19 protein-coding genes are annotated in these 18510 nt (G+C 56.8%); 7 read left to right on the top strand and 12 right to left on the bottom strand.

Features of this window, described 5'->3' with window-relative positions:
* Positions 1–48: 48 nt before the first annotated feature.
* Positions 49–672, top strand: coding sequence for a hypothetical protein (locus Pyrde_RS06315; RefSeq protein WP_055409160.1), 624 nt, complete (start codon positions 49–51; stop codon positions 670–672).
* A 57-nt stretch (positions 673–729) separates the two neighbouring features.
* Entirely contained in the window at positions 730–1236 is a 507-nt protein-coding gene (locus Pyrde_RS06310) for a PaREP1 family protein (protein WP_307772124.1), read from the top strand.
* 72 nt (positions 1237–1308) lie between these two features.
* Here the strand turns inward: Pyrde_RS06310 and dcd are convergent, their stop codons facing one another.
* Both dcd and Pyrde_RS06300 read right to left on the bottom strand, forming a co-directional pair.
* The gene (dcd, locus tag Pyrde_RS06305; protein WP_055410820.1) at positions 1309–1839 is read right to left on the bottom strand and encodes a dCTP deaminase; all 531 of its coding nucleotides are present in this window, start codon (positions 1837–1839) and stop codon (positions 1309–1311) included.
* An 86-nt stretch (positions 1840–1925) separates the two neighbouring features.
* Positions 1926–2699, bottom strand: coding sequence for a biotin--[acetyl-CoA-carboxylase] ligase (locus Pyrde_RS06300; protein ID WP_055409158.1), 774 nt, complete (start codon positions 2697–2699; stop codon positions 1926–1928).
* 87 nt (positions 2700–2786) lie between these two features.
* Between Pyrde_RS06300 and Pyrde_RS06295 the strand changes: the two genes are divergently transcribed.
* Together Pyrde_RS06295 and Pyrde_RS06290 are read left to right on the top strand one after the other, a co-directional pair.
* Entirely contained in the window at positions 2787–4262 is a 1476-nt protein-coding gene (locus Pyrde_RS06295; RefSeq protein ID WP_082419666.1) for an acetyl-CoA carboxylase biotin carboxylase subunit, read from the top strand.
* Positions 4231–4695 carry an acyl-CoA carboxylase biotin carboxyl carrier protein subunit gene (locus Pyrde_RS06290; protein ID WP_055409155.1) on the top strand — a complete coding sequence of 155 codons (465 nt, stop codon included), beginning with the start codon at positions 4231–4233 and terminating at the stop codon, positions 4693–4695. The genes Pyrde_RS06295 and Pyrde_RS06290 overlap by 32 nt, the downstream gene beginning before the upstream one ends.
* On the opposite strand, the gene Pyrde_RS06285 is transcribed toward Pyrde_RS06290, so the two are convergent.
* Both Pyrde_RS06285 and Pyrde_RS06280 read right to left on the bottom strand, forming a co-directional pair.
* A complete protein-coding gene (locus tag Pyrde_RS06285) occupies positions 4692–6242 on the bottom strand; it encodes an acyl-CoA carboxylase subunit beta (protein ID WP_082419665.1) in 1551 nt (516 codons plus the stop codon). The two genes, Pyrde_RS06290 and Pyrde_RS06285, sit on opposite strands and share 4 nt — an antisense overlap.
* Before the next feature lie 94 nt (positions 6243–6336).
* Entirely contained in the window at positions 6337–7449 is a 1113-nt protein-coding gene (locus Pyrde_RS06280; RefSeq protein ID WP_055409151.1) for a M42 family metallopeptidase, read from the bottom strand.
* Positions 7450–7527: 78 nt separating this feature from the next.
* Between Pyrde_RS06280 and Pyrde_RS06275 the strand changes: the two genes are divergently transcribed.
* Positions 7528–9669: a GNAT family N-acetyltransferase gene (locus tag Pyrde_RS06275; RefSeq protein WP_082419521.1), complete on the top strand. Its 2142-nt coding sequence runs from the start codon at positions 7528–7530 to the stop codon at positions 9667–9669.
* Positions 9656–10435, top strand: coding sequence for a hypothetical protein (locus Pyrde_RS10670; protein ID WP_143522063.1), 780 nt, complete (start codon positions 9656–9658; stop codon positions 10433–10435). Before Pyrde_RS06275 ends, Pyrde_RS10670 begins: the two co-directional genes overlap by 14 nt.
* Here the strand turns inward: Pyrde_RS10670 and Pyrde_RS06270 are convergent.
* The 8 genes from Pyrde_RS06270 to Pyrde_RS06235 form a co-directional block, all read right to left on the bottom strand.
* Entirely contained in the window at positions 10359–11084 is a 726-nt protein-coding gene (locus Pyrde_RS06270) for a VTT domain-containing protein (RefSeq protein WP_055409148.1), read from the bottom strand. The two genes, Pyrde_RS10670 and Pyrde_RS06270, sit on opposite strands and share 77 nt — an antisense overlap.
* 275 nt (positions 11085–11359) lie before the next feature.
* Complete coding sequence (locus Pyrde_RS06265) at positions 11360–11881, bottom strand: Mut7-C RNAse domain-containing protein (RefSeq protein WP_231656831.1); 522 nt, start codon at positions 11879–11881, stop codon at positions 11360–11362.
* A 256-nt stretch (positions 11882–12137) separates the two neighbouring features.
* Complete coding sequence (locus Pyrde_RS06260) at positions 12138–12950, bottom strand: CBS domain-containing protein (protein ID WP_143522064.1); 813 nt, start codon at positions 12948–12950, stop codon at positions 12138–12140.
* Between the two features lie 44 nt (positions 12951–12994).
* The gene (locus Pyrde_RS06255; RefSeq protein ID WP_082419520.1) at positions 12995–13867 is read right to left on the bottom strand and encodes a CBS domain-containing protein; all 873 of its coding nucleotides are present in this window, start codon (positions 13865–13867) and stop codon (positions 12995–12997) included.
* 60 nt (positions 13868–13927) lie between these two features.
* Entirely contained in the window at positions 13928–14857 is a 930-nt protein-coding gene (locus tag Pyrde_RS06250) for a CBS domain-containing protein (protein WP_055410816.1), read from the bottom strand.
* A gap of 192 nt (positions 14858–15049) precedes the next feature.
* Entirely contained in the window at positions 15050–15943 is an 894-nt protein-coding gene (locus Pyrde_RS06245) for a CBS domain-containing protein (protein ID WP_055409142.1), read from the bottom strand.
* Positions 15943–16395 (bottom strand): CBS domain-containing protein, encoded by a 453-nt coding sequence (locus Pyrde_RS06240; RefSeq protein WP_082419519.1) that lies wholly within the window; start codon positions 16393–16395, stop codon positions 15943–15945. The genes Pyrde_RS06245 and Pyrde_RS06240 overlap by 1 nt, the downstream gene beginning before the upstream one ends.
* Before the next feature lie 99 nt (positions 16396–16494).
* Entirely contained in the window at positions 16495–17142 is a 648-nt protein-coding gene (locus Pyrde_RS06235) for a tRNA(Phe) 7-((3-amino-3-carboxypropyl)-4-demethylwyosine(37)-N(4))-methyltransferase (RefSeq protein WP_055409140.1), read from the bottom strand.
* 130 nt (positions 17143–17272) lie between these two features.
* On the opposite strand from Pyrde_RS06235, the gene Pyrde_RS06230 reads away from it, so the two are divergent.
* A complete protein-coding gene (locus Pyrde_RS06230) occupies positions 17273–18430 on the top strand; it encodes a PhoH family protein (protein WP_055409138.1) in 1158 nt (385 codons plus the stop codon).
* Positions 18431–18510: the final 80 nt, after the last annotated feature.

Raw genomic sequence — 18510 nt, 5'->3', positions numbered from 1 at the left:
TAATGCCCCCGTGGCTGTACCGGGTCTCCAGCTAAGGGTGCCCCAGCCGTGAGGGCTCAGGCAGAGCTGGTATCGACCGCGATAATAGTGAGCATAGCTGTGGCGATAGGGCTAGCGCTAGTCTACTACCTGACGCCACTGCTTGCCGAGAACCGGGCGAACCAGCAGCTCGCTAGCTACCTAGCCGAGGTTAGTAGCGGGCTAGACGCGGGCATAGTATACTCCAACGAGACAGGCTCCGGGTACCTAGCAGTATTCAGCGTCTACGCCGCGAGGCTAGCCGACCCTGTACATGTATACCTAGCCGTTGTAGCCGAGTATGCTAACCTTACGGGCCGGCTACTAGCATACCCCGAGTACAACTACCAGTTCTCGCTATTAGCCGCCAACGCCACCCTTGTCGACGCTTCCACGGGCTGGATAAACCTCACATGGCTGCTAGCCGAGGCAGACACGGTCTACGCTGGGCCCTATGATGGCCAGCTGTACCCCTACTCTAGCCTATCAGACGCCACCGTTATCCCCCTATACGACGGCAGCGTGCTACAACCCCTCGAGGAGAAGATCTACAGGGTAGTGATCGACGGGCCCACCTCGGGGATCGTCTACAAGATACTCGTGCTCGTAGAGGTCAGCGGCCGCTACTATCCCGTAGCAGTCCTTGTTCCCTAGGCGGCCTGCTGTAGAAGCGGGATGTAGCTACCGAAATAGTGGAACCAATGCCCTATAGTGCCTAGGGGTCCCGGGCTTGTCTGTCCTTATCGCCTTGCCCCGGGGGCTCGCGGAGAGGGTCCGCCCCGGGAGGCTGAGAAGCTAGGACTAGGCCTGGAGGAGTACATAGTCGAGCTCCTTGTCCAGGGCCTCGACCCCGAGGACCGGGCAGAAGAGTACGTCGAGGCAGCTATAGCCCTCCTCGAGCGGGCCCGGGAGGAGCTAGCTAGGGGTGATGTCCGCCGGGCCGCGGAGAAGGCTTGGGGCGCAGCAGCGCTGGCCGTGAAGGCATACGCGTGGTGGAGGGAGAGCCGGAGGCTGGCGAGCCATGGTGAGCTGTGGGAGTATGCCCGGAGGATGAAGAGGGAGCTAGGAGGCTGGGTGTATGATGCATGGATGAGCGCTAACGGTATGCATACTCGCTTATACGAGGGCTGGTGCGCCCGGGAGGACGTAGAGGAGGCCCTCCAGCGCGTAGAGAGACTAGTCAGGGAGGTAGGAGCGAGGAGAAGGCAGGGACGCTAGGCCGTGAGGGCTTGTCCGTGCAGCGTCAGAGCCGCTGTGTAGCCGGCAAGAGTGGTTCCCCGTCTTTCCGCCCTAGTCTGGCCTGGGCGGGGTTACGCCGCGCTGGCCCTGGTACTTGCCCCGGTAGGGGTTGGCCACGGGGCTCGTCGTCTTGATGAATACTACGTGGAGGAAGCGCTGGCCCGGGTAGACGCGTATAGGGTAGGCGGAGCCGATTATCTCTATGGTTACCTGGCCGCAGAACCCCGCGTCTATCACTGTCGGGGGCACGAAGAGGCCTAGCCGCGCGTAGGTGCTCCGGACGTTAACCAGGCCTACCAGGTCGTCGGGGAGGCAGACGGTCTCGGCGGTGGTTGCTAGGACGTGCTCGTAGGGTTTTATCACGTAGCCCTCGTCCGGGTCTACCCGGGTGCAGATGTAGTAGGTCTTCTCGTCAAAGCCCCGGGCCGTGTCGAGCTCTGGCGCCTCGGGGTTGAAGCGGCAGAACTCCTCTGCCAGCCGGAGGTCGACCCCATTCTCCCTTATCGTGTCACCCATGAGTGGCTCGATTCGGAGTAGACCCTTCTCCACGTACCAGGCTATATCGCGGTCTGACAGGATCACGGCGGGCCCCAGACTAGAGGAATAGACGGCAAGCGGAGGAGTACCCCCGGGGTAGACGTAGTAATACTTCAGAGGGCTCCTTGCACCTAGGCCGCTGGGTCCCGGCATAGCCCGCTAGAGCCAGTGCCCAGCTCTCTCCAGGACAGAACCGTGCAGCAGTAGGCTTCTACCACACCCTTGGCGGTCTTGACCCGGATAGCACCGGTATCGGTGATACCGATGGCTATTCCGGCTAGCCGGCCGGTAGGTGTCTCTAGCTCTACGTGGAGGCCCCTTAGCATGTCCCGTTTCCGGGCCGCCTCGAGGCCCCGGTGCGGCTGCTCTAGGGCTGCTAGTGCCGCCTCAAGAGCGGCTAGGTGGACGAGGGCCAGCGGGCCCCGGTAGCCATGGTCTGCTAGCCGGGCGGCGCCGGGCGGTGCCCTGTTGTATACGTTCACGCCGACACCTATCCTGAGCACACCGTTGCGTGTCTCTACGAGTATTCCGGCCAGCTTGCCCTGCCTAGTGTAGAGGTCGTTGGGCCACTTGACCATTATTGTCCCGGGTTCTACGCCGGGGAGCTGCTCCAGCGCCTCTGCCAGGCAGCCGCCGAGCGCGACGGGTAGGAAGCCAGGCGCCGTGGGTTGCTGCCCGGGGAGGTGGAGTGTTAGCCAGGCGCCGCCACGAGGGCTTATCCAGGTGTTACCACGCCGGCCCCGTCCTTTTGTCTGCTCGAGGGCTATCGTGGCGCCGGGTAGCCGCGGCGGGGGCTGGTCCATCGTGGAGTCGATTCTGTCGTAGACCTCTATGGCTAAGCGTCTTGCCTCTCCCCCGGTGATACCCGGGGGTATACAAACGTATCTACGGCTAGCGTCGAACACGGCTTTCGCCCCCTGCCTTAAGCCTTATATTTTTAAGCCTTGAGATCCAACGTTTGGTCGTGTGGAATCAAGAGGGTGCCAGCAGCCGTGGCAAAGAGGGTACTCATAGCGGCACGTGGCGAGATCGCTGTCCGCGTCGCCCGTGCTGCCCGGGAGCTCGGCTGGGAACCCATCACGATATACGAGGATGCTGACCGTTCTAGCCCCCACGTGCGGGCCGGTGTAGTCTCTGTCCCCGTGAAGAGCTACACGGACATGGACTCGATTATAGACGCCGCGCTCAAGACTGGGGCTGACATCGTCCATCCTGGCTACGGCTTCCTCTCCGAGAGCCCAGAGTTTGCCGAGCGCGTTCTCGACGCGGGCATCTCCTGGGCCGGGCCCCACCCCAAGGCCATGAGGATGCTCGGCGACAAGGCCAGCGCCAAGGCCCTGGCAGAGAAGCTCGGGGTACCGACTCTCCCCTGGTGCCGCGCTGAGAGCCCCGAGGAGGCTGAGGCTTGTGCCGAGAAGATCGGCTACCCGGTCGTCCTCAAGGCGTCCCGGGCTGGCGGCGGCCGCGGTATGAGGGTCGCCCGGCGCCCCGGCGAGGCAGCTAGCCTCTACAAGCTGGTGGCTATCGAGTCCCGGCTGGGCTTCGGGAGCGGCGGCGAGGTCTACGTGGAGCGGTACATAGAGGGGCCCCGGCACATCGAGGTCCAGGTTCTCGGCGACGAGGACGGCAGGATCCTCCACCTCTACGAGAGGGAGTGCTCGCTCCAGCGCCGCCGCCAGAAGATAGTCGAGGAGGCACCGAGCCCCTTCGTCCAGAGGCTGCCCGGGCTCCGTAACAGGCTCCTCGGCTACGCTCTCTTCCTCGCCGAGTCCGTCGGCTACACGAGCGCCGGCACGATCGAGTTCATAGTCGATAGGGACGGGAACGCGTACTTCATAGAGGCTAATACGAGGCTCCAGGTCGAGCACGGCGTCACAGAAGAGGTCACCGGCGTGGACATCGTCAAGATGCAGCTCCTCGTAGCCGCGGGAGGCAGGCTACCGCTACGCCAGGAGAATATAGGGCTCCACGGCTGGGCGATAGAGGCCAGGATATACGCTGAGGACCCGTGGGCCGGGTTCCAGGCCTCCGAGGGCGTCGTGACCCGGTACCGTGAGCCCCGGGGCCCCGGCGTAAGGGTCGACTCGGGCGTCGAGGAGGGCCAGCGGGTATCGAGCCGCTACGATACACTCCTCGCCAAGGTCATAGCGCGGGGCATGGATCGTGGCGAGGCGATAGCCAGGCTCCGCACAGCGCTACAGGAAATGGTCGTCTCGGGCGTCGAGACGAACCTCGACCTGCTACGCGTAGTCGTCGGGAGCTCATGGTTTGCTGACGGCGAGTACTCGACCACCCTACTCGAGGAGAAGCTACCAGAGCTCCTCCGCGAGGCTGAGGAAAGGCGGGCACTCGTAGCCGCTATAGCCTCCCAGCTCCATGGCAAGACTAGCACGGGACGAGGCAACAGCTTCGCCCATACAGTGGTGAGCCACGACTATGGATGGCCGTGGCCGCCCTGGAGGAGCTAAGCTCCTAGAGCTGAGAGAGCTGGCCCCAGGCCTTTACGAGGCCCGACTAGAGCTAGGCGGGCGCATAGTTACCGTGCAGGCTAGGCTAGTCGGCGACGTGATAGAGACACCTTATGGGAGCTACCACGTCACCTCACTGAGGCATAGAGCCCGACGCTCCTCGAGGACGGGGAGCCGCCGGGAGGGCTGGCTAGTCTCAGTCGAGGCCTCGGGGGCTATACGTGCCCGGCTCCCCGTTAAAGTCGTGGAGACGCGTGTAAATCGGGGCGACCGGGTCTCCGAGGGCCAGGTTATAATCCTCCTCGAGACCATGAAGATGGTTAACGAGGTCCACGCCCCCTGCCACGGCGTAGTCGAGGAGATAGCTGAGCCGGGGCAGGGACTGGATAAAGGCGGGCTCATCGCCCGGATAAAATGCCTAGAAGAGAGCTAGAGCGGTATATTGCCGTGCTTCCGCGGGGTCCGATGCTCCCGCTTCTTCAATAGCACACGGAGTGCCTGGTAGAGCTTCGGGCGAGTCTCCCGTGGCTCTATCACGTCGTCTATGAGCCCTAGCTCTGCTGCACGGTACGGGTTCAGGAACGTCTTACGGTACTCCTCTATCAGCTGGCGGCGTAGCTTCTCCGGGTCCTCGGCTTTGGCCAGTTGGCGGCGGTAGAGTATCCTCACCGCAGCCTCAGCACCGAGCACTGCTATCTCCGCAGTGGGCCAGGCGTAGACCAGGTCGGCGCCCATGGACTTGCTCCCCATGGATATGTAGGCGCCGCCGTAGGCCTTCCGGAGCACCACAGTTATCTTCGGCACTGTGGCCTCCGCGTAGGCGTATAGCATCTTAGCACCATGCCTTATGATGCCGCCGTGTTCCTGGCTCGTTCCCGGCATGTAGCCGGGTACATCCACGAAGGTTATCACGGGGAGGTTGAAGGCATCACAGAACCTCACGAAGCGGGCTGCCTTACACGAGGCGTCGATGTCTATCGCGCCGCTCATGACCAGTGGCTGGCTAGCCACCACGCAGACCGGTATACCGCCGAGACGAGCGAAGGCCGTTACTATGCTCGTGCCCCACTCGCTCTGGACCTCTAGCAGGCTATCAGCGTCGAATACCCGCTCAAGCACCGACCTGACGTCGTAGGGCTTCATAGGGTCTGGGGGTATAATCGAGTCTAGCTCCGGGTCCTGGCGGTCCACCGGGTCCCCGGTATCCTCTATGGGGAGGGGTGCCTCATTGTTGTCGGGTAGGTAGCTGAGGAGCCTCTTGACGGTCTCGAATGCCTCTTCCTCGCTTGAGGCCCGGAAGTGTGCTACTCCGCTACGCTCGCTGTGTACACGGGCGCCGCCTAGCTCCTCGAAGCCTACGTCCTCGCCGGTAACCTCCTTCACTACGTCGGGGCCGGTTATGAACATGTAGGTTATCTTGTCCACGACTACTGTGAAGTCCATGAGGGCTGGCGCGTAGGCGGCACCGCCCGCAGAGGGGCCGAGGACCAGCGATATCTGCGGGATTACTCCGCTAGCCTGTATTATTGCGTTGAGTATCCTCCCGACGCCGTGGAGGGCTGCGACGCCCTCCTGGATACGGGCGCCGCCAGAGTCCCACATGCCTATGACGGGGACACCGCTCTTCACTGCTAGCTCTATCGTGCGTACTATCTTCTCGGCGTGCATCTCGCCTATACTGCCGCCCATAACCGTGAAGTCCTGGGCGAAGACGTAGACTGGGCGGCCGTTGATCCGGCCGAAGCCTGCTACCACGCCGTCACCGGGTACCCGGTTCTTGTCGAGGCCGAAGAGGCTGCTCCGTGTGGTGACTAGCCAGCCTATCTCCTGGAAGCTGCCAGGGTCGAGAAGCGCCTCTATACGCTCGCGGGCAAGCAGTTTGCCCTTCTCGCGCTGACGCCTTATCTTGTCGGGGCCGCCGCCCTGCTGTGCGCGGCGGCGGAGCTCCCGCAGCTCCCGGAGCTTCTCCTCGATATCCATCTCCATACCTGACTTGCCTCCTCCCGGAGAGGGCCTAGACCGTACGGAAAACCAGGGGCTATCGCGTGGCTATGCCCCGGCTATGAGTTATATGCTAGGCTTTGAGGCTGGCGCCCCAGAGTATCTCCCGCTCGTACCACTCCCGGGTCATGCGCCGGGTCGCCGCCTTGACCAGCTTGGCCGCGTTGACCGCGTCGTTTAGGCTTAGCAGCTCCACGGGGCTGTGTATGTAGCGTGTAGGCACCGCCACTACGGCGCTGGGTACGCCCTCACCGGTGAGCGCTATCGCTGTCGCGTCGGTTGTGCCTCCGGGTAGTATGCTGAGCTGGTGGGGTATGCCCTCGCTCCGTGCCGTCTCTAGGAGCAGGCGGAGCATCTTCGGGTGGGCTATTAGCCCGGACGCGTTCCTGCCGTCGGCCACCTTGATGACGGGGCCTTCGCCCAGCTTTGCCACCTGGTCTTTCGGCTCCACGCCAGGCACATCGTTAGCCGTGGTGACGTCCACCGCTATGGCTGCGTCGGGGCTTATCTGCTGGGCCGCGACACGGGCACCCTTCAGCCCGACCTCCTCCTGGACGGCTACGACCAGGTATACTGTGGGCTCGAACCCGTCTATCTCCTTGAACGCCTTTATCAGCACAGCCACGCCTACCCTGTCGTCGAAGGCCTTGCCAGTCACCCGGTCGCCCAGCAGCATCATGGCCTCGCGGTCTAGGTCCACCGGGCTGCCGACCCGGATCCCGGCGCGCTCGACCTCCTCACGGCTCGACGCGCCTATGTCGACGAAGAGCTTGTCAAGTGGAACCACCTGGTTCCTCTCCTCGGGCTTCATGAGGTGCGGCGGCTTTATCCCTATGACGCCGCGTACTATGCGACCATCGTCGGTGAGTATCCGGACCCTCTGGCCGGGTAGGACACGCTCACTCCAACCACCGACAGGGGAGAGGTAGATGAAGCCCCGGTCATCGATGCTCTTCACGAAGAATCCTATCTCGTCCATGTGACTGTCCCAGAGGACCTTGATACCACCACGCTCGCCCTTCTTCACAGCTATAACGTTGCCGAGCTTGTCGACACGCAGCTCGTCTGCAGCCTCGCGTAGCTCGTCTATCACTATGCCCCTTACTTCGTCCTCGTAGCCAGATACCCCGAAGGCGTCTGAGAGCCTCTTGAGGAGGCGGAAGAACTCCTCCAGCTCAGCCTGCATACAGGACGACCCTCCAGGCTTAGGAGTCTAGGCCGAGGCTATTATGCCGAGAGCCCTGCAAAGCCCCGGGGCGAGGCTGTGGCGGCGAGCATACCTGCCATGTTGAGGAATTGGCTAGACGAGCTTAGGGCGACGGGATACCGGGGGCTAGTTGTGCTCCATTCTGTCTCCCCGGTCTATGCTGGGGGCCTGCTGGCGCGCATCTTCTCCGACGTGTACGGTGATGTGCTCTGTCTTGCGCCGCGCGAGGCCCGGGAGGGGCTACGGAGCGAGTGTAGCAGGCTAGAGAGCCCGGGCGCGATAGACAGGCTGCTCGGGACCGAGAATAGCTCGGTAGTCCTCGTTGTGCCCCAGCTTCTCCGGCCCAACCTGCTGGCCGCTGCCGCTGAGACTGTGCGGGGCGGCGGCGTGGTAGCGCTGGCAGTGCCGCCCCTCGGGGAGTGGCAGCCGGGCGGCAGGGATAGCATCGGCGCCTACCGCCGCTACCTGGTGAACCGGCTCGGCGCCGCAAGGGCGCTGTTCTGGGCGGACTACGACGCTGGCATCCTGTACCGACAGGCGCTGCCCCGGGAGAGGGCCTCGCCGCCGCCGGGCCCCGAGGGCTACCGGCCCCGGAGCCCTGTCCACCGCCGCCTCCTGGAGGCCGCGGCTACTCTCGACCAGGCCCGTGCGCTAGACGAGATAGTCCTACATCTCCGCAGGAGGGGCCGTAGCGTTTTCGTCACTGGGGACCGGGGGAGGGGTAAGTCGGGGCTACTAGGCCTAGTGGCGGCCTATCTCGCGGCTAGCCACATGGTGGGCTTCGTCCCGGTCACGGCCCCTAGCCCGGGCAGTGTGCAGGGCTTCTTCCGCGTACTAGACATGGCGCTGGAGAGGCTAGGGGTTCGCCACTGGGCTATAGAGCGCGGCGGCTTCGTGGCCGGCGTCGCTGGGCCGTGGTTCCACTTCCGCTACCATACCCCGGACCGTGTAGAGCCCGGAGCCTTCACCATTATTGACGAGGCGGCAGCGGTAGGGCCTATGAGGCTGAGGCGTCTAGCATCACGCAGCCCCAGGCTGCTAGCAGCCACGACGATACACGGGTACGAGGGGAGTGGCCGGGTACTCGCAAAGATGATAGAGGCGATACTGCCGGAGCCTCGGCTCGTAGTAGGGCTCGAGCATCCTGTCCGTTACCCGCCCGGCGACCCCCTAGAGGAGTGGCTGTACGAGACGTTCATGCTCCGAGCTGAGGCACCCCGGCCGCCGAGCTGGCCCCCGGAGAGCCTAGATGCCGTGGAGCTGGACAGGTTGAGGCTAGCAGACGACTACGCTACCCTAGCCCAGGTCTACGGGATACTAGTCCAGGCCCACTACCGGAACGAGCCGGACGACCTAGCATTGATCCTCGACGCGCCGCACCACCGGCTCTACGCGCTCCTAGCCGACGGCACCCCCGTAGCAGTGGTGGATGCCTCCCTAGAGAGCGGAGACACAGCCTACGAGGCCCGCATAATGCCGGACTTGCTGGCACAAGCGTCGCCCAGGGCTATGGAGGCCCGGGGTATGCGGGTAGTCCGGATAGCTGTGCACCCCGAGCTGCAGCGCCGCGGGCTAGGCTCCAAGCTGCTAAGCTACGTGGAGGAGCAGGCCCGGAGCATGGGGCTAGACTGGCTAGGCGCCGTCTTCGGGCAGCCGGATGTACTCGGGTTCTGGCGGCGTAACGGCTTCCACGTGGTCTACGTGTCGCCACTACCCAGCAAGGCCACGGGAGAGCACAACATAGCCGTGGCTAAGCCTCTCACTAGTCTCGGCTACGAGGTCGTCTACACGGCTGCCCGCGATATGCTGCGGAAGCTGCTCCTAGCCGGGCATAGCCTCTACCGGGGCCTTACCGCGGAGGCCTACGCAGCCGTCCTCGAGGGAAGCCCGGAGCTAGCCCAGCAGCCGCTAGCCGTGCTCACCGAGGAGCAGAAGCACCGCCTAAGGCTAGTCCTCGAGGGCCGGCTAGACGTGGAGGCCGTGCTCGACGTGCTCTGGCTTCTACTAGTCAACCACATCCTATCCAGTGGCGGGCTCCGGATCCTCGAGGAGAAGGACCGCTGGATAGCCGCCGCCCGGGTGCTCCAGGGCAAGACGATGAGCGATATAGCTGCGGGGCTCCGTGTACCTATCCAGGAGGCCCGGGAGAGGCTACGCCATCTACTAGAACGGCTTTCCAAAGACCATGCAGCGGGTTAATGTATATACAGCCGAGGCTAGATCCTCTGGGCTCCGGAGGCCCGAAGGAAGAATAGCAATGGCCACCGTTACTCTACATATCATGCTAAAAGTCGTGACAATATTATACGCGTTGACTGCTCCAGTTACAGTGAGTATTGACAACACAACATGCACTATACACGCTACCGCCGTGGCCAAGGTTGTAGAGCCTTTACCTGGAGTAGCTACAGGATACAGGCCCATAGTCACAATATGCATAGAAGCCGGCGCTACCACCCTAGAGCTAGGAGCGACTCTGCAAGACACACCAGGCTACGTCATACCGATAGAATATCACTGGCTCAACAATACGTGTCTACAAGCATTCACTATGGCCACACTCCCCCTGGACGCCGGGCTGAAACTGAACATTAAAACCCAGGACTGTACTTCAACACTGTCCATAGAGCCTCCTAAGACACAAGTCCATAACAATACTATAGAAGACAGGGACATAGCTGGTCTCCGGCAACCCAGACAAGTCCGAGGACCTCTTGGACTCCCAATGGATCCCCTACACCTGGTATACCCGGGAGAAGACACTGCCTCCGTCGTTGACACCAGCTTACTGCATTCCAGTACCCCTGGCACTGACGCCAGGCAGGCCGAAGGCGGCGCTACCACGTCTAAAGGGGAAGGCTCTTCTATTATACCAGTCATCGCGCTGATTATCGGCTTCGCAGTACTCTTATTAGATCGTCTATCTTATTCTCGACCCTCCTTGCCACGGAAGAGGGGAGCATAGCTAGGAAGACTTGCTTTATCATCTCTAGGAAGGCGAGAACAGGGCCTTCCTCGTCATATACTTCTACTATACGCTTCCAATTCATCCTGGCGACTATAATAGAGACTATTATGCTGCCTATAGCTAGGCCTGCGACTACCCTAGGGTCGAATCCGCCCTGCTCCGAACCCACCAGCATGGCTACAACATCGCCAAAAAGCACAGCCAAGGCTGTAATCACTATCTTTCCTAGTGTCACCGCTACAAAGAAGAGGACAGGGCTATAGCCCGTCATGCCTACCGGTATGTAGAGTATGTCGTCGGGGAGGGGGAGGGCAGCAAACAAGAATACCGCAATGAATACACCACGACGGAAAGCCCTCGCAAATAATTCCACATTCTCTCTAGTATGCTCGGGGAGTATACGATGGACACCACGTCCCAGGAGGTAGACAACAACCTTTCCGAGACCTGCGCCTACACCGCCAGCTATCGCTACTAGTATCTTGTCTAGAGTGTTTGTTAGTGCAGCCCCATAACCAGCTATGACTATCAAGTATGGAACAGTCATATAGGGAATAGCATTACTCACAAGCGCTATAAGGAATGCACCTATGACGGTATTATAGCCTGCAAACAACGCCATAGTTATGTTCGCTATGTCCGGCATCGCCCCTCCACTCCTAGGGAGGAACAATCAACATCATATTACCCGATTACCTGATCCCAGTACTATATGCCGCCATACACGCCTAAAGCGAGTATATAAAAGCGCATACCATTATGCTCCTTCCTACGCTTTCCGGACGGGGTGCGTAAACCATGCCTCCACCACTAGTCCAGGAAGACACAGCTACTAATAAACCGGCACCACTAATACACAGGATAGCGGCGGGATGTCGACTGCAAACGCGGCTGAGCTGTGGTGCTGAGGCCCTCGATCGCTCACCGCCGCCTCCTAGCCCTAAGCTTCTCAGCCCATCGACGGGCTTCCTTCAGCGTCTCCTCTATGCCCCTCCAGTGGCCACCACGCCAGTAGACTTGACCACACCCGCTACATACCCAGAACTCGTCATAATGTTCATAAACTCTAGGCGGTACCCGGCCCTTAACCTCCTCCTTGGCGGTACGACGTAGCGGGCTATTACAAACCGGGCAACGACTTCTATCCGGCGCAACCTCGAGCGGGATACCATACTTCGTACTAATCAGTGCTAGTGCTTCTACTATATTATCGCTCACTAACACCGCGTCTAGGCCACGCTTACGAGCCCTGTTAAAGAGTCCACGATCTCTCGTAACTATTATCCGGCGTGCACTCTCTGCCTCTTCAAGTATCCTAGAGTCATGCCAGCCCTTAGCATAAAGCGTGTCACAACCTATCATCCGTAGCCATCTAGCTAAACTTCCCAGCATAGAATCCACTATGAACCTTGCAGCCTTCAGCCTCACTTCCAGCCGCGACACCAAGGGCCTCTGCCGCCTCCTATCCCCATAACCCGAAGAAGCTCCACTAGAGCCAGAAACCCCTCTTATAAGTCATCACTTACTTTGTAAATACCCTCCCTTCCAACAAGCATACCTTTTAAAAACAATATACTCTGGTCCATGTTATGTATGCAGTACTTTCAATACTTTATCCATTAAAGAGTGTCAAAAACATACAATAGCCGCAGAGTACGGAGCAGTCATTATACGACTCTGACCGGGTAACGACTACTGCTTATGACCCCCTAGTTGCAATTAGCTTGACTAACTCATTAAGAGTTACTATGCCGACCAGTTTACCATCATGGACTACTGCTACGCCCTTAGTTTTCTTCAGTCTCATCTTCTCTAGTGCTTCGACTACACTACTGTCTGGCGACACCGTCGGAGGGCGTAACCTCATGATATCGTCTACTAGTAGATGCTCTATACGCTCTTTACGGAATTTCTCTGGAACTATATCATGGAATGCTAGGAAAGCGTCGGCAACTTCATCCACAGTCAAGTAACCTACTAAGCGTCCCTCCTCATCAAGCACTGGCAGGAAGATCACATTGTAGCGCAGCAGAAGCTGCCTTGCATGTAGAACCTTATTGGTTGTCCGCAGTACCTCCGGTACCGTAACCATGACATCAACAACCTTCACGTCTGCACCTATCTCTTCTACCAGGTTTGCTACCTCCCAACGCGTTATAAGACCAGCAACCTTACCATCATCAACTACTGGGAGACTACCTATACCTTCGTCGACCATAACTTGCGCTATAGTAGCTGCATCCGTTTCTAGCCCTACCGTCTTAGGATCTGGCGTCATGAAGCTTGACACATGCATTCTGCCTAGGGCAACATTTCTTGTCCGTAGCGTAGCTAGTTTAACCATTATATCTTTCTTAGTCATTATACCTACCAGTTTATCGTCTTCAAAGGTTAGTACACGATCACTATCATACTTCTTCATCACACGTACAGCATGCTCGAGAGTTTCATCCTTATCCACAGCAGGGTAATCGGTCTGCATTATGTCTCGAGCCTTCTTCGTTATGGCCATGCTTCTCACCCCTTGTCCTCACTCTCGCCCATAGGTCCCCGTAGCTAGGACTCTGATATCGCCCGTAGAATATTATGTTTGACCACAACTCCTACCGGAGAGTCCTCAACCATAACTGGAAGCGAGCTAAACCCATGCCTTATCATTAACTGAGCTGCTGCTGCAAGATCCTCCTCCGCCTCTATAGTCACTGGGTCAGGTGTCATAATGTCCTGGGCTGTAGGCAGCATGTATTCATATACAGGACCTATCCTACCTTTTGGCAGTTCGAAGAACCTTCTAGATATCTTACTCTTGCCCTTGACCACTCTCGGGATGACATTTACGAATGCTATATCACTGGGAGCTATAATGCCTACAAGCTCGCCCCCATCAACTACTAGCACACGACGAGCAGGATGAGTCTCTAGGAGTTCTACTACGTACGCTACACTATGGTTGAGCGATGCTTGCGGCGCGTCTACATACATATAGTCTTTTACTTTATATTTTCCACGGAGTTTCTCGGCATAAGCCCTCACTACATCGGTCTTCGTTATCATACCCACTAGTTTTCCACTCTCATCTACTACAGGGAGTCCACCTACTTTATGCTGCAGCATTAGCCTAGCTGCTTCCCTTAGTGACCGATCAGAACGTATAACAACCGGGTTTTCAGTCATGACCTCTTTCACTATTATTGCGTCAAGTGGACGCCGGGTAAGCTGGCCTGACGCTAGCCTAACAAAATCCGCCTTTGTGATTATTCCAATAGGTCTCTCCTGGTCATCTATGACGACTAGCCTGCCTATACGATATCTTATCATAAGCCTCCTTGCACGTGCAAGGCTATCATCTGGCCTAACCACTACTACAGGTGTGGACATATATTCGTCTACGCGTGGATACTTCATCATATCGTAACAACCTCTAACCATGGAGCTAACTAAACCAGGGTTTATGGAGTTTCGGAATAAAAACCTAGGGACTAGGTAGGGTTAATCAGGCATTGTGGCTAAGGCGTAAAGCACATCCCTCTCTGTAATTATACCTACTAGTTCATCGTCTTTAACAACGAGGAGGCTACTTACACCTTTATTCTTCATAATTGTCGCTGCGTCTCCTACATCTGCATCCGGGTCTATGGTTACATATCCACTGAGGCCAACAAGCTTTACTGGGGCCTTTAGGGCTTCGTCTATTGAGTCGGTTTCTATGAACCTGAAGACATCGTGGCTGCCAAAGAATCTCACTATGTCTTTCGCTGTTATCATTCCCCAGAGAGCGCCATCCTCGGTAATTGGGAGACGTCGCACACCATACTTTATCATCATTTCTGCTGCTTCCTTAATAGTTGCACTTGCATCAATTGTGATTACATTTGTAGTCATTACTTCTGATACTTTACGGCCAGTAGTCTTCTCGGCCAGATGCTCCACGAGATCATGCTCTGTTATTATACCCCATAATGTCCCGTCTTCGAATACTACTGGTACAACACCGACGTTTTTGGTAACCATTATCTCTAGTATCTTGGTTAACTTCTCGTTAACTGTGACATATACTGGGTTAGGATTCATTATGGATGCTACATGCTCCTTTAGTAGAGCTGAATATATGTTTCCTTTATGACGATTAACTACTATATTAAACAGTTCACCTCCACCGAGATAGCTTACAAGATCTGTTGCTGTCACTATTCCTTCAAGTTTGTCTTGATTCGGAACCACTACTGGCATTGCTCTTACACTATATCTGCTCATGTCTTCAGCGAGACCCAGTATAGTGGCGGTCTTAGTGGTAGTGTATACGGGGCGTTTTGCCAATATCTTGGCGTCTCCTTCGCTCCGGTGAATCCGGTCACTGAAGTTGGGTGTACCGTCACTCCTAAGCCAACGTATACCTTCGGGTCTCCTTGACGGTATCATGGGTATCTTTCTCACGAAGATTCACCCCCAAAGCTCATGAATACTACACTCCAACCGAACCTATGATAAGGAAAACATCATGCTACATGAGAGTAACAATTACACCCTCATGGCTAGGGAAACATCATATAGTTAGTTCTGACCCCCAGATGGTATCATACAGTATTATACAGTGGATTAATAAATTCGAGGTCATAATGGCTTTAAGCCGAGTTCTCTAAGCCACGCTGCAACAACATCGCTTCTGTCTACTACTCCTTGCAATATGCCATTCTCGTCAGTAACATAGATTCTACCAATATCGCGTTCAACCATGAGTGACGCCACCTCTGCTATAGGAACATCTGGCTCAACCGTTACTGCAGGAGTTGACATAACTTCACCTACCGTAGGACCTCTACGATGACCCGACGGCGATTCAAGGTACGGGCGTGTAAAGCCATGCATTATCAGATCGTGTTCCGCTACTACACCAATTATTTTTCCACTCTTTATGACTGGTAGAGCTGCAAGACGGCGGGAAAGCATCATTTGCCATACCTTATATATTGGTGTATCTGGCTCTACATAGACTACCTTTGTCTCCATAATACCCGACACGGGCTTTTGCAGCTTTTCCCGATAGTTATCTAGGGCATACCTTATCACATCATCAAGACCGAGTACACCAATATATCTCTCCTCATCGTCGATAACGGGTGCATACCATTCGTCTGCACGAAGCATATTACGCGCAGCTGTAGTTACATCCTCCGAGGGAAGGAAGACCACGCTAGGTTCCTCTACAAGGTCTTTCGCAGTTATCTCTACACGTGTAGATGTTACAAGAAGCAGGGCACCTCTACGTATGATACCTAGCAACTTCATCTTCTTTTCATCAGCTACTACTGGCAACATCCTAACACGTTGTTCCCTTACAATACGCCGTAGCTCGCCAAAGCTCGCATCCGGCAGTACGTAGGGGTATCGTGGTGAGAAAATGTCTGCTATACGGGCAGTCAGCCCTAAACACCATATAATGTATAGTATCGTTTCATGAAGTAAAATTTCTTCCGTAACATATGTGCAGGTTGTAGTGGTATACACTAAGCCTGTCCTTCTTCTCCTCTGCGGATGTAGAGGACTTCTATGAGGCTCGGTGCAAGCCGGACTATATCGCTACGAGATATTATACCGACGAGTCTACCATGTTCATTAACCACCGGCAGGTGACCTATACCCTTCTCTCTCATGTATTCTGCTGCAGCAGCAAGTGTTGCATCCTCGTATATAGTGACCGGGTTTTGGGTCATTATGTCGCGAACCACAGTTTTTGAAGGATCAAGGCCACGTGCCACCACACGGCGTACTATATCGCCTTCCGTTACTATCCCGAGTATGGTTCCCTTCTCGTCGACAACTACTACACTACCTACATCGTTTTCAGCCATCTTTCGGGCTGCTTCTACAACAGTCTCTTCAGGCTTAGATGTAATTACGTTTACAGTCATCACGTCAGATATGCGCAGCTCCTCAGGAGGAACCTCCTCCGGGCTCAACGCAGAGGCTACACCCCGCTCAATCCATGATTATAAATGTCTGTTAGAGGTTAAAGAAGAGTCGGCTAGCTCAGCAGAAGTCTCTGAAACAGCCTAAGGCTATTCTAGGAAACCTAGTTGCCGTGCTTTCTCGACAGCTGGCTGCCATAGTTCACGAGACCTTCTCCTACGTAGAGCCGATAGTAGCCTCCTGTTCCTCTCCTTAGCCTGCTGCAGCACATCGTTAACAGTGTCCACTATGCGGCGCAATGCCTCCTCATCCACAAGAATATTCTCTTCGTCGGCAAGCAGTACGTCGGCGCGTACTCCGGTGCGGAGTTCAACGAGAGGAGTATCGCCGAGCACCATTACTCCGCTGTGTTTGAACCCTGCTTCTCGTGCCGCTGCGAGTATCTCCTCGGCTTCTGACAGACTGTCGACATATACATGGTATATCGGCCCCTGCACGCTGAGCCAGAGCCGGTACGCCCAGGGCCTTGAGAGTACCCTTTCTATCTCCTCGTAGCTAACCATGCTGTGCTTTTTGAAGACTGTCATCGTGTCGTCTTTAGCCCATGGGTACTTGGCGTCTATCACTGTTATTCTACCGGAGCAACTGCTCTTAGGATAGCTACCTGGTCTAAGGAAGATCTCTATTAAGACGTCCAGTATGTCTTCGTCAAGATAGCCTATCCTTAGATCTTCCCATAGCCTCTCCCAGGCCTCTATCTTTGCCTCCTGCCAGGTTTTTCCTCCGCTCTGCGCCATCAGCTCGTATCCCCCAGCAGGTGGAGAGTCTTCAGCGGGGTCTAGAAGATTGATAAGGGCTTGCTCGACTGCTCCTCCACTAGTCTAGATGGATGCTATGCTGTGAAGGGGCTGACGAGGTGGGAGAACGATGGGGGCACTACTGGAGAAGCTTAAGCCCATGAGCCCTGGCCAGGAGGAGATGCTCGAAGCACTAACGAGCGACGAGTACGAGATAATAGGTCTCTTTGGTCCAACGGGTAGTGGTAAGAGCCTCTTCAGCGTACTCTACGGCATCGACGCCGTGCTCGAGGGGAAGTACAAGAGGCTCATCATATCGAGGCCCGTTGTAGACGTTGTCACAGGCCGCGAGTTAACTGCGCAGGAGCTTGGCCAGCAGTACTACGACATAGTCTCGGCCTACCTACGCGACATACTGGCAGGCTTCATAGACTGGAAGGAGGTCGAGAAGCTCATAGACGAGGGCCGGATAATGTTTGCTGACACTCACTACCTACGCGGCAGGACATTCGACGACTCGATAATCTTCCTCGACGACTCCCAGAACATACCGCCGGAGAGCAGCGTAGAGATACTGATGAGGATTGGCCGTAACAGCAAGTTTATCATAGCCGGCGACCCGGTGTTCCAGAAGCCACACAACGTGGAGCGCGACGGCGCGACTGTTATGAGGGAGGTGCTGCTCGGCGAGGAGAATGCTAAGGTTATAGACCTGGGGCTAAAGGACATCGTGCGGCCGGGTGCACGCCGCGGTATAAGGCTGCTAATAGAGATGAGGATGAGGAACCGCCCGCTCAACGATGTCGAGAAGCGCGTGATAGAGGCTGCCAGGATATATGCTCCTGACGCCGACGTGATAACCGTTGTGGAGTTCATTGATGCCAAGAAACAGTTCGAGATAACAGCCGAGCACGTGCCAGACGCACTGATACTGGTCAAGGAGGGCTACCTGGGGAGGCTCGTCGGCCGCGGCGGCGAGAGGATACAGAAAATCGAGCAGGATACTGAGCTGAGGCTACGTGCCGTAGAGCTGACTCTAGACTTCACTAACATAATACGGGCTGTACACCCTGTGAGCTGGATATACAAGCACATAGTTGACGCAGACTTCCAGGGCCCATACCTAGCCGTGAAGGTGAAGAGCAACGAGTTCGGCGCCTTCGTGGGCCAGCGCGGCTTCCACGTAAAGTTCCTCGACGCTGTGTTCCGTAAGCTGCTAGGTGTAGGAGTGAGAGCGTACGAGGTAACAGAAGAGGAGGAGTCGAGGCGTAAGAGGAGACGCCGCTAGGCGACGTCATCCCACTGTTTTTAGCCGCTCTGGGCCAGCAGCCAGCCCTATGGGTTCCTCGCAGTTTACCTCTCTTAGAG

Origin of the sequence: Pyrodictium delaneyi (assembly GCF_001412615.1) — an archaeon.
GTDB lineage: Archaea > Thermoproteota > Thermoprotei_A > Sulfolobales > Pyrodictiaceae > Pyrodictium > Pyrodictium delaneyi.
The sequence above is the reverse complement of the archived record's forward strand: the minus strand, read 5'-3'. Positions and strand labels throughout refer to the sequence as shown.